The sequence below is a fragment of the Paraburkholderia sp. J7 genome, from assembly GCF_905220155.1.
In the GTDB taxonomy this organism is placed as follows: domain Bacteria; phylum Pseudomonadota; class Gammaproteobacteria; order Burkholderiales; family Burkholderiaceae; genus Paraburkholderia.
This window is the reverse complement of sequence record NZ_CAJMYZ010000009.1, coordinates 262,902-278,807: the sequence shown is the minus strand read 5'-3', so window position 1 is coordinate 278,807 and position 15,906 is coordinate 262,902. Positions and strand designations below refer to the sequence as shown.

Annotated in this window: 12 protein-coding genes; 6 read left to right on the top strand and 6 right to left on the bottom strand. The window is 64.0% G+C overall.

The genetic code is table 11. The annotated features are described in order from the left end of the window. Positions 1 to 10: 10 nt before the first annotated feature. The gene (gene dkgB / locus U5A58_RS17230) at positions 11 to 817 is read right to left on the bottom strand and encodes a 2,5-didehydrogluconate reductase DkgB (protein ID WP_321962340.1); all 807 of its coding nucleotides are present in this window, start codon (positions 815 to 817) and stop codon (positions 11 to 13) included. 52 nt (positions 818 to 869) lie between these two features. Continuing rightward, positions 870 to 2,093, bottom strand: a complete 1,224-nt coding sequence (locus tag U5A58_RS17225) for an MFS transporter (RefSeq protein ID WP_321962339.1) — start codon at positions 2,091 to 2,093, stop codon at positions 870 to 872. A gap of 110 nt (positions 2,094 to 2,203) precedes the next feature. Here U5A58_RS17225 and U5A58_RS17220 point away from each other — a divergent pair, with 110 nt between their 5' ends. Continuing rightward, complete coding sequence (locus tag U5A58_RS17220; protein ID WP_321962338.1) at positions 2,204 to 3,127, top strand: LysR substrate-binding domain-containing protein; 924 nt, start codon at positions 2,204 to 2,206, stop codon at positions 3,125 to 3,127. 13 nt (positions 3,128 to 3,140) lie between these two features. Here the strand turns inward: U5A58_RS17220 and U5A58_RS17215 are convergent, their stop codons facing one another. Then, positions 3,141 to 4,055 carry a LysR family transcriptional regulator gene (locus U5A58_RS17215; RefSeq protein WP_321912009.1) on the bottom strand — a complete coding sequence of 305 codons (915 nt, stop codon included), beginning with the start codon at positions 4,053 to 4,055 and terminating at the stop codon, positions 3,141 to 3,143. A gap of 126 nt (positions 4,056 to 4,181) precedes the next feature. Here U5A58_RS17215 and U5A58_RS17210 point away from each other — a divergent pair, with 126 nt between their 5' ends. Both U5A58_RS17210 and U5A58_RS17205 read left to right on the top strand, forming a co-directional pair. Then, positions 4,182 to 4,934 carry an SDR family oxidoreductase gene (locus tag U5A58_RS17210; RefSeq protein WP_321912007.1) on the top strand — a complete coding sequence of 251 codons (753 nt, stop codon included), beginning with the start codon at positions 4,182 to 4,184 and terminating at the stop codon, positions 4,932 to 4,934. A 40-nt stretch (positions 4,935 to 4,974) separates the two neighbouring features. Next, a complete protein-coding gene (locus U5A58_RS17205; protein WP_321912005.1) occupies positions 4,975 to 5,880 on the top strand; it encodes an SDR family oxidoreductase in 906 nt (301 codons plus the stop codon). A gap of 22 nt (positions 5,881 to 5,902) precedes the next feature. On the opposite strand, the gene U5A58_RS17200 is transcribed toward U5A58_RS17205, so the two are convergent. The 3 genes from U5A58_RS17200 to U5A58_RS17190 all read right to left on the bottom strand — a co-directional run bounded on the left by U5A58_RS17200 (position 5,903) and on the right by U5A58_RS17190 (position 11,094). Continuing rightward, the gene (locus tag U5A58_RS17200) at positions 5,903 to 8,653 is read right to left on the bottom strand and encodes an EAL domain-containing protein (protein WP_321962337.1); all 2,751 of its coding nucleotides are present in this window, start codon (positions 8,651 to 8,653) and stop codon (positions 5,903 to 5,905) included. An 8-nt stretch (positions 8,654 to 8,661) separates the two neighbouring features. Beyond that, on the bottom strand, positions 8,662 to 9,444 hold the full coding sequence (locus tag U5A58_RS17195) for a substrate-binding periplasmic protein (protein ID WP_321912001.1): 783 nt from the start codon (positions 9,442 to 9,444) through the stop codon (positions 8,662 to 8,664). A 297-nt stretch (positions 9,445 to 9,741) separates the two neighbouring features. Then, positions 9,742 to 11,094: an MFS transporter gene (locus U5A58_RS17190; protein ID WP_321911999.1), complete on the bottom strand. Its 1,353-nt coding sequence runs from the start codon at positions 11,092 to 11,094 to the stop codon at positions 9,742 to 9,744. Positions 11,095 to 11,448: 354 nt separating this feature from the next. Between U5A58_RS17190 and U5A58_RS17185 the strand changes: the two genes are divergently transcribed. Genes U5A58_RS17185 through U5A58_RS17175 form a run of 3 tightly spaced genes read left to right on the top strand, consistent with a single transcriptional unit; the run spans position 11,449 to position 15,904 of the window. Beyond that, complete coding sequence (locus U5A58_RS17185) at positions 11,449 to 13,233, top strand: IlvD/Edd family dehydratase (protein WP_321962336.1); 1,785 nt, start codon at positions 11,449 to 11,451, stop codon at positions 13,231 to 13,233. Positions 13,234 to 13,259: 26 nt separating this feature from the next. Then, entirely contained in the window at positions 13,260 to 14,438 is a 1,179-nt protein-coding gene (locus tag U5A58_RS17180; protein ID WP_321962335.1) for a fumarylacetoacetate hydrolase family protein, read from the top strand. A 23-nt stretch (positions 14,439 to 14,461) separates the two neighbouring features. After that, positions 14,462 to 15,904: an aldehyde dehydrogenase family protein gene (locus U5A58_RS17175; protein ID WP_321945600.1), complete on the top strand. Its 1,443-nt coding sequence runs from the start codon at positions 14,462 to 14,464 to the stop codon at positions 15,902 to 15,904. The last annotated feature ends 2 nt before the right edge of the window (positions 15,905 to 15,906 follow it).

Genomic DNA, 15,906 nt, shown 5'->3' with positions numbered 1-15,906 from the left:
CAATCCCGCGTCAGTCCCACTGTACAGCGAGGCCTTCGGGGCTCACTTCCCGGCCATTGCGTTCGAGCGCGGCGATCTGCGCCATGTCGTCGTCAGAGATTTCCAGCGTTTGCGCGAGCAGGTTGCTGGCGAGGTTTTCGCGCTTCGTCGAAGAGGGAATGACCGAGTAGCCAAGGCGCAGCGCCCAGGCGAGCGCCACTTGCGCGGGCGTGGCGTGGCGCCGGTCGGCAATCGCGCGGATCACGGGGGCGCCGAGCACCTTGCCGTAGGCGAGGGTCATATAGGAGGTCACGTGAATGCCTTCTTGCTGGAGGAAGCCAACGAGCTTGCGATTCTGCAGATACGGGCTCAACTCGATCTGGTTGGTCGCGATGTTTTCCTTGCCGGCCAGGGCAATGGCCTGCTTCGTGAGTTCGATATTGAAGTTGGAAATGCCGATCTGTTTCGTCAACCCTTGCGATTTCGCTTCGGCCAGCGCGCTCATGAATTCTTCCAGCGACACGCCGTTGTTGGGCGCGGGCCAGTGAATCAGCGTGAGATCGACTTCGTTGGTGCGCAACTTCTTCAGGCTTTCCTTCAGGCTCGGTACCAGCTTGTCGCGCGAGTAATTGTCGACCCAGATCTTGGTCGTGAGAAAGAGATCGTTGCGCGCGATGCCGGAAGCGGCGATCGCTTCGCCCACTTCGGCTTCGTTGCCATAGATCTGCGCGGTGTCGATGGCGCGGTAGCCGACTTCGAGGCCGTTGCGCACGGAGTCGATGACAACTTGCCCTTGCAGGCGGAACGTGCCAAGACCGAATGCGGGAATCTGGCTCATGATGCTTTCCTTAAAAAATGACTAATTGGGTTACCTGAGCACTAACGATGATTTAACGTGCGCGCCGTTTCACGACGATCTGCACGACGACGAGCGCAACGCCGCCCAGCGCGATGAGCGCCCCCACGATCGGCACCGCGCCGTAGCCGAAACCAGCGGACAGCGCAGCACCGCCCGCGGCGGCGCCCAGCGCGTTGCCGAGATTGAACGCGCCGACATTGACGGAGGAGGCGAGCCCCGGCGCATCGTGAGCGGCGCGCATCACGCGCATTTGCAGCGGCGGCACGACCGCGAAGGTCGCGACACCCCAGACGAGCAGTGCCGCAGCCGCGCCCACATGCGTAGCGGCGAGCGCCGGAAACGCCAGCATCACGACGATCAACAGCGCGAGAAAACCGAGCAGCGTGCCGTCGAGCGAGCGGTCGGCGAGACGCCCGCCCGCCGCGTTGCCGATGGAAAAGCCCACGCCGATCAGCACGAGCATGGCGGTCACGAAGCCGGGCGTCGCGCCCGTGAGATGCGTGAGCGTGGGCGTGACATAGGTGTAGAGCGTGAACATCGCGCCTGCGCCGAGCACCGTGGTCGCGAGCGCGCCGAGCACCACCGGGCGCGTGAGCACGGCGAGTTCGGCGCGCAGGTTGGGCATGTCGCCCGCTTCGCCTTTGGGTAGCGCGGCCCACAAGCCTGCAATGGCGAGCGCGCCGAGCCCGGCGGTCGCGGCGAACGACATGCGCCAGCCGATGGTCTCGCCAAGCCACGTGGCCGCCGGCACGCCGCCGATGTTCGCGATGGTGAGGCCCATGAACATCGTTGCGACGGCGCTTGCCTGGCGCTCGCGCGGCACGAAACTCGCGGCCACCACCGAGCCAATGCCAAAGAACGCGCCGTGATTCAGGCTCGTGACGAGCCGCGCGAGCAGCAGCGTGGTGTAGTCGGGGGCAACGGCGGAAAGCAGGTTACCGAGCGTGAAGATGCCCATCAGCGCCATGAGCGCGGTGCGTCGCGGCCAGCGGGCGAGCGCGAGCGTCATGAGCGGCGCGCCCACCATCACGCCGATCGCATAGGCGCTGATCAGCATGCCCGCGCTGGGGATCGACACATGCACGCCTTCGGCGATCACGGGCAACAGGCCCATCGGCGAGAATTCGGTCGTGCCGATGCCGAACGCGCCAACGGCGAGGGCCAGAAGCGGCAGCGCTGCGCCGCTGCGCGCAGGCGGGTTGGCGGCGCGCTGAGGGCGGGCCGTGGCGGGTAGACTGAGGTCGCGGTCGAGCATGACGTCGTGCCTTGATGGGCATTGGCAAGTTGGGACCGCTGCATTGTGCGGGTTTTACTTTTGACGAAAAACTGGTCTATAAACCAAAGTGTTTTGATTTCAAGTCAAGAATGAAGATCACTCTGGATGAACTGCAGGCCTTTGCCACGGTGGTGGACAGCGGCTCCATCACGGCGGCGGCACAACAACTGGATCTCACGGTGTCCGCCACGAGCAGGACGCTCGCGCGGCTCGAAGAAAAGCTCAAGACAACCTTGTTGCGCAGAACCACGCGGCGGCTCGAGCTAACGGAAGAGGGCAGGGCCTTTCTGCACAACGCGCGAGCCATCATCGAGCAGGTGGAGGGCGCAGAGGAGCAGATGCTCGCGCGGCGCGAGATGCCGGCGGGGCGATTGCGCGTGGATGCGGCGTCGCCTTTCATGCTCCATGTGATCGTGCCGCTCGTGCAGGGCTATCGCGAGCGCTATGCGCAGGTGGAACTGGAGTTGAACAGCAATGAGGGCATTATCGATTTGCTGGAGCGGCGCACCGATGTGGCGATCCGCATTGGGCGGCTCAAGGACTCCACGCTGCATAGCCGCCTGGTCGGCAATAGCCGCATACGGGTGCTCGCGAGCCCGCAGTATCTGGCGGCACACGGGCGGCCCGCGCGCGTGGAGGACTTGAGCCGGCACACGCTGCTCGGCTTCACTCAACCCGAAGCGCTCAACGTCTGGCCGCTCACGGGCGCCGATGGCGAACCGCTGCGCATCGAGCCCGATGTGTGGTCGTCGAGCGGCGAGACCTTGCGGCAACTCGCGCTCGCGGGCGTGGGTATCGTGTGTCTTTCGGACTTCATGACGGCGCAGGACCGCGCGAACGGCAGCCTCGTGCAGGTGCTCGCGCGCCAGACTCAGGACGTGCGGCAGCCTATTCACGCCGTGTATTACCGCAACACGGCGATCTCGGCGCGCATTGTGTCGTTCGTCGATTATCTGGTCGAGGCCGTGCGCGCTACGGAGTTCGGCGGCCCGGCGCCGCGCCGGGGCGCGTGAAGGAAATCAGGCGTTAGCGCGGTTTCAGAACCGTCGTCATATATTCCGTCGCGAATTCGATCAACGCTTGCACGCGCAACGGCAGCCGTCTTTGCAGCGGATAGACGATTTGCGCGGCGAGCGGTTTCGCCTGCCATTTCGGCAATACCCGCACGAGGCGGCCCGAGATCAGATCCTCCTCGATCAGCCATTCCGGCAACACGGCGAGGCCCAGCCCCATGCGTGCGGCTTCGCGCATGCTCGTCACCCCTTCCGAAATCATCACGGGCTCGATCTGCAGCGTATGCGTGGCGGCCCCCGAATACAGCGTGACATCTCTCGAACCGCCGAATTGCCGGCTCGAAAGTGCGATCCACGGTAAGGCCTGGAGACTTTCCGGCTTGCTGGCGAGCTTGTGATCCTTCAGGAAGGCAGGCGAGGCAACCGGATAGCGCCGGATCTCGCCGAGCGTGCGCGCAACAACGCGATCGTCCGTGAGCGCGCCCGCGACGATACCGGCGTCGCAGCCCTCTTCGATCATGTGCAGCGGTCGGTTCGAGTACGCCAACTCCATTCTCACCGCCGGGTGCGCCTGGATAAAACTGCTGATCATCCGGCTCACCACGGACTGGCCGAAGTCGATCGTGGAGAACACGCGGATATTGCCGCTCAGCGCGCTCTGGTCGCGCCGCATGCGCTGCTCCGACTCCTCGGCTAGCGCGAGCAGCGCCTGCGCGTCGGCGAGGAACTGGTGGCCCGTTTCCGTGAGGCTCATGCGGTGTGTGTCGCGCCGCAGCAGCGCCGCGCCGCACTGATCTTCGAGCGAACGCAACTGGCGGCTCAGCGTGGGCTGGCTCAGGTTCAGCTTGCGCGCCGCTGCGGAGATGCTGCCGCTTTCCACGATGGAAACGAACGCCTGCAGCAGACTCAGGTCGTTGAAGATGGTCATACGCTGGAAGCATAACCGATATTCTGGCTATGCGGCTACCGTGGAATGCTGCCTGGCGGGAAGATGCACCCATCGCATCACGTTGCACCGCGTTACATCCCCACCCAACCGAAACGGAGCATCACCATGAGCACGCAAGCCAACACCCCCAAAGTCGCAATCGTTACCGGCGCTTCCCGCGGTATCGGCGCATCCATCGCCAAACGTCTCGCGAGCGAGGGCATCGCAGTCGTCGTCAACTACGCCGGCCGCGCGGCGGACGCCAACGCGGTCGTGGAGGAAATCAAGGCAGCCGGCGGCCGCGCCGCGGCGATTCAGGCAGACGTGGCCGTGCCGGCCCAGGTGGCCGCGATGTTCGATCAGGCCATTACGCTCTTTGGCGGCGTGGATATCCTCGTGAACAACGCGGGCGTCATGCAGCCGGGCCTCGTCAATCTGGCCGATACCGACGACGCGCTCTTCGACCGGCTCGTCGCGATCAACCTCAAGGGCACCTTCAATACGCTGCGCATTGCCGCGAAGAAGCTGCGCCAGGGCGGCCGCGTCGTCAACTTTTCGAGCAGCATCCAGGCGCTCGCGCTGCCGGGCTACTCGGTCTACGCCGCCACCAAGGCCGCCGTGGAGACGATGACGAACATCTTCGCCAAGGAACTGCGCGGCCGCAATATCACCGTGAACGCGGTGGCCCCCGGACCGACCGCGACCGAATTGTTCCTGAAGGACAAGACGCCCGAGCAGATCGAGCGCCTTGCGAAGATGCCGCCGCTCGAGCGGCTCGGCCAGGCGGACGACATCGCGGAGGTGGTCTCGTTTCTCGTTGGCAGCGGCGCAAGCTGGATCGACGGTCAAACGATACGCGTGAACGGCGGCATTGTTTGATGTCCTGATCATAATTTTCACGATGAACAAGGAGCCCATCATGAAGAAAGTCATTGTCGTTACCGGCGCATCCAGCGGGTTTGGCCGCCTTGCCGCCGAAGCACTCGCCCACGCGGGCCATACCGTCTACGCGTCCATGCGCGCGACGACCGGGCGCAACGCCCCGGTCGCCGAGCAGATGGCGGTATTCTCGCGGCACAACGGCGTGGATCTGCGCACCGTCGAACTCGACGTGCAGTCGCAGCCGTCCGTGGACGAGGGCATCGCCCGCGTGATCGCCGAAAGCGGGCATATCGACGTCATCGTCCACAACGCGGGTCACATGGCCTTCGGGCCGGCCGAAGCGTTCAGTCCGGAGCAGTATGCGCACTTGTACGATATCAACGTGCTAGGCACGCAGCGGGTGAACCGCGCGGTGCTGCCGCACATGCGCGAGCGGCGCGAGGGTCTCGTGGTGTGGGTGTCGAGCAGCAGTTCCGCAGGCGGCACGCCGCCTTACCTCGCGCCGTATTTTGCAGCGAAGGCCGCCATGGACGCGATTGCCGTTCAGTACGCACGCGAGCTTTCGCGCTGGGGCATTGAAACGTCGATCATCGTGCCGGGCGCCTTTACCTCGGGCACGAATCACTTTTCGCATGCGGGCAGTCCGGAAGACAAGGGCGTGGTCGCGGCGTATGAAGCGGGCCCTTATGCCGGGTTCGGCGAGCAGATCCAGAAAGCGTTCGCCGCCATCGTGCCGCCGGAAGCCGACGTGGGCCTCGTGGCCGAGGCGATTGTCGAAGCGGTCGATGCCCCCTTTGGGAAGCGGCCGTTCCGCGTGCATGTCGATCCGACCCAGGACGGTGCGGACGTCGGCTTCGCGGTACTGGACCGCGTGAGAGCGGAGATGTTGCACCGCGTGGGCATGTCCGACCTGCTCGTGCCGCGCCAGCGTGGCACAACCTAAGACGAAAAGCGGCGTGGCGCGCCTACTCCGTGACGCACTGCGGCGCTTCGAGTCCGCGCAACGCCGTTTCGAACGCTTCGACAGGAACCGGGCGGCAGAAGAGATAGCCCTGATACGCGTAACATCCGGCCGAGGCGAGGAAGGCGCGTTGCTCCTCGGTTTCCACGCCTTCGGCGATCACGCCGAGGCCCAGGCTGTGCGCGAGCGCTACGATGGTTCGCGCGATCACGGCGTCGTTCGGGTCGATGAGAACATCGCGCACGAATGAGCGGTCGATTTTCAGCTGGTCGAGCGGCAGGCGCTTCAAATACGCGAGCGACGAATAGCCGGTGCCGAAGTCGTCGAGCGCAAAGACGATGCCGTCCGTCTTCAGCGCTTCCATTTTCTCGATGATCTCCTGCACGTTGTCGACCAGCACGCTTTCCGTCAACTCGAGCTTGAGCCGGTCCGCTCGCGCGCCGGTTTGTTCGAGCGTGGCCCGCACGCTTTCCACGAAGTCGGGTTGGTGAAGCTGCTGCACGCTGACGTTGACCGCGATCGTGAGATGCTCGGTGTCGGGCTGCGCGGCCCAGCGCGCCAGTTGGGTGCAGGCTGCGCGCAGAACCCAACTGCCCAACTCGGCAATGAGCCCGGTTTCTTCGGCCACCGGAATGAAATCGGCTGGGTACACGAGCCCGCGCACGGGATGACGCCAGCGCACCAGCGCCTCGACGCCGGTTACGCGGTCGCGGTCGATCTGCATCTGGTAGTGCAGCACGAACTGTTCGTTTTCGATCGCTTCGCGCAGCGCCGCCTCGAGCGCGGCACGCTCCACCACGACGGTTTGCATGTCGGGGTCGAAGAGGCGCACCGCGTTGCGTCCGCGTTCCTTGGACTTGTACATGGCAAGATCGGCCTGCTTCATGAGGTCGTCCGTCGATGCCTGGAAGCCCTTGAATACCGTCGCACCAATACTGGCCGTGCTGCGGTAGTCGATATCGTCGAGTCGATAAGGATTGCCGAGCACTGAGAGAATTCGTGCTCCCAGGGCCTCGGTCTGGCGGGCCGCTTCACAGGGAACGGGATTCAGATTGCCCACCACGACGACGAACTCGTCGCCGCCCACGCGCGCCACGGTGTCGCCTGCCGGGATGCTCGCCGCGAGGCGTTTGGCCACCTCCTGCAGCAGCAGGTCGCCCTTGTCGTGGCCCAGCGTGTCGTTGAGCGTCTTGAAGTGGTCCAGATCGATGAACAGCAGGGCGCCGCTCGTGCCGTTCCTCGCGCTCTCGGTAATGGCGTCCTTCAGGTTGTCGAGCAGCAGCGTGCGATTGGGCAGGCCGGTAAGCGCGTCGTAAAAGGCCAGTTCCTTGATGCGCTGGTCGGCGATCTTGCGCTCGGTGATGTCGCGCCCGCTCGTGCGGAAACCGATGAAATCGCCCTTGGAGTCGGTGATCGGCACCCACGAAGCGGATAGCCACATGAGCGAGCCATCCTTGCGCACGCAACGAAACTCCAGGTTGTCGCCGCGCGAGCCCAGTTGCGCGCCGCGGAACTCGGGGGCGACGTAGGAGGCGTCGTCCGGATAGATCACCGTGCAGGCAAAATCGCTCATGGCCATGCATTCTTCGACGGTATAGCCGATGTACTGCTCCACCGCCGAGTTGATCCAGCGCGGCTTGCCTTCCGGCGACCACCAGATTTCCCAGTTGACGGTGCAATCGGCAATGGCGCGGAATTTTTCCTCGCTTTCGCGCAGTTCCTTCGTCATCGACGAGGCCAGCCGCAGCGCGCGGCTGCGGCCCGTCATCATGAGGCGCGTGAGCAGCGCGAGCAGCAGGCTTAGGCCCGCGCCGGTGATGGCGATGAGCGTGGCCGCGTCGCGGCCGAAGCGCGCCTTGAAACCGTCGCGCGCCATCAGCTTGAGCATCCAGTCGTGTCCGCAAACGACGAGATATTCGGTCGCCGAGAGCTCGCCGGGCACGTGATGAGGGGTGGCGCCGGACGTTTTGTAGAGCAGCGCGTCCGGCGACGATTCCACGCCGTCGTAAATCGAAACCGAGAGGCCGGGCGGCTCCTCGCCGTAAAGACTGGCAATGACGTCGTGCATGCGAAAGGACGCATACACCCAGCCAACGAGCTGCGCCTGGCGGTCGGTGGCGTTTTCCGGCGCCTGCTGGCCGCGTGCATAGACCGGCATGTACATCACGAAGCCGGGGTCGGCGCCAGGATCGGTGTCCACCGAAAGGCGCACCTTGCCGGAAATGGTTGCCATGCCGGTGTCGCGCGCCTGCTCCATGGCGCGGCGGCGCACCGGGTCGGCCCAGGCGTCGAAACCGGGCGCCGCGCGATTGGCGCCGATGTACGGCTCGCGCTGAATGATGGGCGCGTAGTTTTCGCGCGCGCCATCGGGCTCGATCGCGTAGCCCGGCAGGCCGCGCTGTTGCATGGCCGCGATATGCGCCGCCTTTTGCGTTTGCGGCACCCACGCGATGATGCCGATCGCCTGGATGCCGGAAAAGTTGGCGTCGAGATTCAGCGTGTTGACGTAAGCCCGGAATGCGTCGCGGTCGACTTCGCCGCTCGCGGCAAAGAGGCTCTGCACGCCGCGCAGCAAAAGCTCGTACGTGCCCATGCGCTGTTCGATGCGGCTCACGACGTCGCCGAGCGAAAAGTCGAACTGCGTAAGCAGTTCGTGGCGGGCCGCTTCACGCTCGTGGTTCCAGAGCGCCCATGTCACGCCGAGGGCGGCGCAGAGAACCAGTAGCGGGAGCAGAACGAGGCGCGTCCGGGTCATGGTGGTGTCTAGAAGGGGACCATCGAGTCGGCGAGGTCGGGCTTGAAGTACTTCGTGAAGATGCGGCGCACCGTGCCGTCGGCGATCATTTCGTTGACGAGGGCGCGCCACTTGTCCCGCTCTTCGGGCGAGAGTGCCTTCTTCGACATGATGAGTCCATGCGGAATGGGTGGATCGTCGAACTCCACGATATTGGTCACGCTCCGGATCTTCGCTTCATCGATAGCCGGATAATCGAACGGCTCGATGATCATTCCCTGAATGCGCCCGAGAATCAGCGCCTGGTAAAGCGGCTCGAGGCCCCCGGCCTGGCTCACGCGGTTTTCGGCGGAGAGCGAGTCGACGAGGCGATTGGCCGACGCGCTGTAGCGGAAACTGCGAATCACACCGAGCTGGAACTTATCGTTGTGCTCGAAATCGGCCAGTTGGTGGATGCCCGAATCCTTGCGAACCAGCAGATAGTACTTGTTGCTGAAGTACCAGGCAAAATCGGCGTATTGATTGCGCTCTTCGTTCGCAATACCCGAAAGACTGAAATCGAGCGCGCCCGATTCGATGAGTTTCCAGATGCGCGCGCGTGACATCAGGCTCACGCGGATCTGGCAGCCGCTGCGCCGCGCCAATGCGTCGGCGAAGTCCTTGTCGATGCCCGTGTCCGTGTCGACCGAGTAGAGCAGCCCGTGATCGTGTAAGGCGAGCGTAAATGAGCGCGAGCAGTCGGGGCCCGCGGCAACCGCGGTGCCAAGACAACCGAGCGCCAGCAGCAGGCCTCCAAGGCAGTGTCGAATCACAGCGTCTCCATGGCTTGATGGTGGCCCGATCGTGGTGTATCGGGCGGAAAGCAGTCTTCACGGCTTAACGGCAGCGTGCTGAAATTCTTTAGGCACCTCGCATTGTTTATTTTGGACGTTTTTTGTGCAAGCGCTGGGATGGTCAGGGGGCCAATTGCGCGTAATGGCCGGACTTCGGAAGCCCCAAAAAAAGCGCCGGCACAAGGCCGGCGCAATTTGCAAAAAAGGGATCGTGTAAGGAAGGCGCAGCCAGATGGTGGCCTTCGCAACGGACGATTTAGCTGAATTGCATAAGGCTCAGTTCTCTTCCACCGGATCGCGGTTCAGCATGCTCTTCGGAATCGACAGAATGAGCACGCAGCTCACGAGCAAGCAGGCGCCCAGCGCATAGGTGCCGTTATTGATGTCGCCGGTCAGGTCCTTCGCCACACTGGTGATCATGGAGCCCGTGAAACCCGACAGATTGCCGACCGAGTTGATGAGCGCAATACCGGCCGCCGCTGCGGTGCCCGAGAGAATCTGCCCCGGGAACGTCCAGTAAATCGGCATGAGCCCAAGGATCGCACAGGTGGCAATCGTCAGGAATACGATCGAAAGCGCCACGTTGTGCGCGAACAGTGCGCTCAGAATCAGGCCGACGCCGCCAATACAAGCCGGAATGGCCGCATGCAGCCGGCGCTCGCCCGTCTTGCGGGAGTGCGACGCATTCCAGATCATGGCGACCACTGCGCTGAGATAGGGAATGGCGGTCAGCAAGCCAATATTGAACGTGCTCTTCACGCCGGAAGCCTTGATGATCGAAGGCAGCCAGAATGCCAGGCCATAGAAGCCGGTATTGAAGGTGAGAAGAATGAACGTCAACAGCCAGACGCGCGGGCTTTTCAGTGCCGCCATGGCGCTATGCGTTTTCTTCCCGCTCTCCTGTTCGAGATTCTTTTGCAGCACCGCTTTTTCGGCGGCGCTCAGCCATTTCGCCGACTGAATGCCGTCGCCCATGCGCGCCAGCACCACGAAGGCGACGAGGATCGAAGGAATGCCTTCGAGCAACAGCATCCATTGCCAGCCGCCCAGGCCGAACAGGCCATGCGTGTTTTCCATGAGCCACCCCGAGACGATCCCGCCAAGCGTGAGGCTCACCGGAATGGCGATCAGGAACCCCGACATCGCGACGCTCTGGCGGCGCGCCGGGAACCAGTAGTTCAGGTACAGAATGATGCCGGGGAAAAAGCCCGCTTCGCACACGCCGAGCAGAAACCGCAGGATGTAGAACATCGTCGAGGTTTGCACGTGAAAGACGCTCGCGAGCGGCGCGATAAAGGCGAGCGACGAAGAAACGATGCCCCATGTCACCATGATGCGCGCGATCCAGAAACGCGCGCCATAGCGGTGAAGCAGCAGGTTGCTCGGCATTTCGAAGAGGAAGTATCCCCAGAAGAAAATGCTCGCGCCCACGGCGTACACGCTGTCGCTCAGGCCCAGCGAATCCAGCATCTGCAGCTTGGCGAAGCCGACGTTCACGCGGTCCAGGTAGGCGACGACGTAGCACAGAAGCAAAAGCGGCAAGATGCGCTTCAATACCTTGCGGTACAAGAGGTCTTCGGCTTCATTGACGGCGGACGGCGAGTCCGCAATCTGGGTCAGGGTTGGCATGGGATGTGTCTCCTTTCACATATGCCTTTGAACGGTCCCGCAGCAGGGGAGGCTATTTCCACGTGGTTCGTGGTGTGTTTGCTGGATCTCTGCGCTGGCAGTGAACAGCACGCTATTTGTTATCGGTAACACTGCGGGCGCTAAATTAGCACGGCTGCGGGTGCCAGGGCAAGTCGGGCGAGTGCGCTGTGGGCCTCCGGCGCGTTGCCGCAACCGGGAAAACGCGTGGTCTGTCCTGGTGCACAGCGCGGCCACAAAGTGCTAAGATCCAGAAATGTTACCGATAACAAATCGGCGCGAACGCATCTATGCGCCCGCGACATCGTCGAGACAAGGTATAACGGAGTGAGTGATATGACCCAGCCCAACGCACGGCGCCTGCGCAGCCAGGAATGGTTCGACGATCCGGCCCATGCGGACATGACCGCGCTTTATGTCGAGCGTTTCATGAACTACGGTCTGACCCGCGAAGAACTGCAATCGGGCCGTCCCATCATCGGCATCGCACAAACGGGGAGCGATCTCGCCCCCTGCAATCGCCACCATATCGAGCTTGCTGCCCGCACGAAGGCGGGCATTCGCGACGCGGGCGGCATCCCGATGGAATTTCCCGTGCATCCGCTCGCCGAGCAGAGCCGCCGGCCCACGGCGGCGCTCGACCGCAATCTGGCGTATCTGGGCCTCGTCGAAATCCTTCACGGTTTCCCGCTCGACGGCGTCGTGCTGACCACGGGCTGCGACAAGACCACGCCCGCGTGCCTGATGGCCGCAGCAACCGTCGATATGCCCGCCATCGTGCTGTCGGGCGGTCCGATGCTCGACGGCTGGCACAACGGCCAGCGCGTCGGCTCGGGCACCGTGATCTGGCATGCGCGCAACCTGCTGGCGGCCGGTGAAATCGACTATGAGGGCTTCATGGAACTGACGACGGCTTCGTCGCCCTCCATCGGCCACTGCAACACCATGGGCACGGCGTTGTCGATGAACAGCCTCGCCGAAGCGCTGGGCATGTCGCTGCCCGGTTGCGCGAGCATTCCGGCGGCGTACCGCGAGCGCGGCCAGATGGCGTACGCAACGGGCAAGCGCATTGTCGACCTCGTGCGCTACGACATGCGCCCCTCGCGCATCATGACGAAAGAGGCGTTCGAGAACGCCATCGTCGTGGCCTCCGCGCTGGGTGCCTCGACCAATTGTCCGCCGCACCTCATCGCCATCGCGCGGCACATGGGCATCGAACTGAGCCTTGAAGACTGGCAGCGCGTGGGCGAGCAGGTGCCGCTCATCGTGAACTGCATGCCGGCGGGCGAATATCTCGGCGAAAGCTTTCACCGCGCGGGCGGCGTGCCCGGCGTGCTGCGCGAACTCGACCGTGCGGGCCTCGTGCACCGCGACTGCCTCACGGTATCGGGCCGCACCATTGGCGCGATTGCCGACAGCACGCCCGAGCCCGATCGCGAAGTCATCAAGACAACTGAAGATCCGCTCAAGCATGGCGCCGGCTTCATGGTGCTCTCGGGCAACTTCTTCGACAGCGCGATCATGAAGATGTCCGTGGTTGGCGACGCCTTCCGGCAAACCTATTTGAGCGAGCCGGGCGCGGAGAATACGTTCGAGGCGCGCGCGATCGTGTTCGACGGTCCCGAGGACTACCACGCGCGCATCAACGACCCGTCGCTCGAAATCGACCAGCACTGCATTCTCGTGATTCGCGGCACGGGCACGGTGGGCTATCCGGGCAGCGCCGAAGTGGTGAACATGGCGCCGCCGGCGGAACTGGTGCGCCAGGGCATCACGTCGCTCCCAACGCTGGGCGACGGCCGCCAGAGCGGCACGTCGGCAAGCCCGTCCATCTTGAACATGTCGCCCGAGGCGGCGGTGGGCGGCGGCCTCGCGCTGCTGCAAACGGGCGACCGCATTCGCGTCGACCTGAACGCGCGCAGCGTGAACGTGCTGGTCGACGAGGCGGAGCTTGCGCGCCGCCGCGAAACCGCGCACTTCGAGGTTCCGCCTGCACAAACGCCCTGGCAAGAGCTGTATCGCAAGACGGTGGGGCAACTGTCCACGGGCGGCTGCCTCGAACCCGCCACGCTTTATCTGAAAGTCATTGCCGAGCGCGGCAACCCGCGCCATTCACACTAAATAACGGACATTAAACTGGAGGCAGCATGACCTCGAACACCTCATCAAACTGGCTTCCTGGCGACGTCGGGCAGGCATTGCTCGTTGGCCGCGTGTGGCGTCGTGCAGGCGAGCACGAAGGCCCCTGCGTCGTGCTCGTTCGCAACGGCGAAGTCATCGATATCACGGCAAGCGCGCCGACCACCGCGGACCTTTTCGACCGTGAAGACGTCGCGCAATTTGCACGCACGGTGAGCGGCGAATCGCTCGGCCCGGTGGAGAAGCTGATCGAAGCGAATCTGCCCGGCAGCGTGGCCCCGGCGCTGCGTCTGCTCGCGCCGAACGACGTTCAGGCCATCAAGGCATGCGGCGTGACGTTCGCTGTGAGCCTGATCGAGCGCGTGATCGAGGAGCAGGCCGGCGGCGACCCCGCGAAGGCGCAGGAAGTTCGCGAAACCATCGCGGCCACGATCGGCACGGATCTCTCGAAGATCAAGCCGGGCTCGGCAGAAGCGATGAAGCTCAAGGCGGAACTCGAGCGCCGTGGCGCGTGGTCCCAGTACATGGAAGTGGGCATCGGGCCCGACGCGGAAGTTTTTTCGAAGTCGCAGCCCATGTCGGCAGTGGGCTTTGGCGACGATGTCGGCTTGCTGGCGGCCTCGGTCTGGAACAACCCCGAGCCGGAAATCGTGCTGGCCGTGAACAGCCGCGGCGAGATCGTCGGCGCGACGCTCGGCAACGACGTGAATCTGCGCGATATCGAAGGACGCTCTGCGCTGTTGCTCGGCAAGTGCAAGGACAACAATGCCTCGTGCGCGATTGGCCCGTTCGTGCGCCTGTTCGACGCGTCGTTCACGCTCGACACCGTGCGCAAGACGAGCGTCGCATTGCGCGTCGAAGGCACGGACGATGACTTCGTTCTGGAGGGCATCAGCCACATGAGCGAGATCAGCCGCGACCCGGCCGACCTCGTGTCGCAAACGTGGGGCCCGCATCACCAGTATCCCGACGGCTTCATGCTCTTTCTCGGCACCATGTTCTCGCCGATCAAGGACCGCGATACGGCGGGCGGCGGCTTTACGCACCATCTCGGCGACAAGGTCACCATCTCCGCGCCCGAACTCGGCGCGCTGGTCAACACCGTGCAACTGAGCACGGCACTCGCGCCGTGGACCTTCGGCGTGCGCGCGCTTTATCGCAATCTGGCTTCGCGCGGATTGCTGTGAGCCACTGAATCAGGAAACGCAACATGAACCAGTTCGACAATTACATTGGCGGCCAATGGGTGCGCGGCGCCACGGCCTCCACCAACGTCAATCCGTCCAATCTCGATGACGCGATCGGCGAATTCGCGCAGGCAGACGACGCGCAGACGCGCGACGCCATTGCCGCCGCGCGTAAAGCCTTCGCGCAGTGGTCGCTTTCGACGCCGCAACAACGCTTCGACCTGCTCGACCAGGTGGGCAGCGTCATTCTCGCGCGCAAGGCCGAGTTGGGCCGCCTGCTCGCGCGTGAAGAGGGCAAGACGCTGCCGGAGGCCATCGGCGAAGTGGGCCGCGCCGCGCAAATCTTCAAGTTTTTCGCCGGCGAAGCGCTGCGCCTTGGCGGCGAGATCGTGCCCTCGGTGCGGCCGGGCATGACCGTCGAGGTCACGCGCGAGCCGATCGGCGTGATCGGGCTCATTACGCCCTGGAACTTCCCGATCGCCATTCCCGCCTGGAAGATCGCGCCCGCGCTGGCCTACGGCAACACGGTCGTCATCAAGCCTGCCGATCTCGTGCCGGCGAGCACGTGGGAACTCGTGAAGATCATCGCGGAAGCGGGTGCGCCGGCCGGTGTCATCAACCTCGTGATGGGGCGCGGCTCGGTGGTGGGTGAGGCAATCGTCAGCTCTCCTGACGTCGACGCCGTGAGCTTCACCGGCTCGGTCGCGACGGGCCGCGCGATTGGTGCGAAGTGTTTTGCAACGGGCAAGAAGTTCCAGCTGGAGATGGGCGGCAAGAACCCGATGGTCGTGCTCGACGACGCCAATCTCGACGTGGCCGTCGAAGCCTGCATCAACGGCGCATTCTTCTCCACGGGGCAGCGTTGCACGGCGTCGAGCCGGCTCATCGTGACCGAAGGCATTCACGACCGTTTCGTCGAAGCGATGAAGGCGCGCATGAAGACGCTGAAGACCGGCGACGCGCTCGCGGACGGCACGCATATCGGGCCGGTTGTCGACGACAAGCAGCTTCAGCAGGACGAGCGCTACATCGCGATTGCGCGCGAAGAGGGTGGCGAGGTGTACGGCGGCGAGCGTGTTGAAGGCGCCACGCGCGGCTATTTCCTTGCCCCCGCGCTCGTCACCGGCACGACTTCGGCAATGCGCATCAACCGCGAAGAGGTGTTTGGCCCGGTTGCCTCGGTCATCAAGGTCAAGGACTATCACGAGGCGCTGGCCGTGGCGAACGACACGGAGTTTGGTTTGTCGGCGGGTATCTGCACGACGTCGCTCAATCATGCCAACCATTTCCGCCGCCACGTGCAGGCCGGCATGGTCATGGTGAACACCGCGACGGCGGGCGTGGACTATCACGTTCCGTTTGGCGGCCGCAAGGGTTCGAGCTACGGCCCGCGCGAGCAAGGCAGCTACGCACGCGAGTTCTACACCACCGTCAAGACGGCGTACGTCAATCCGGGCGCAGTGTGATG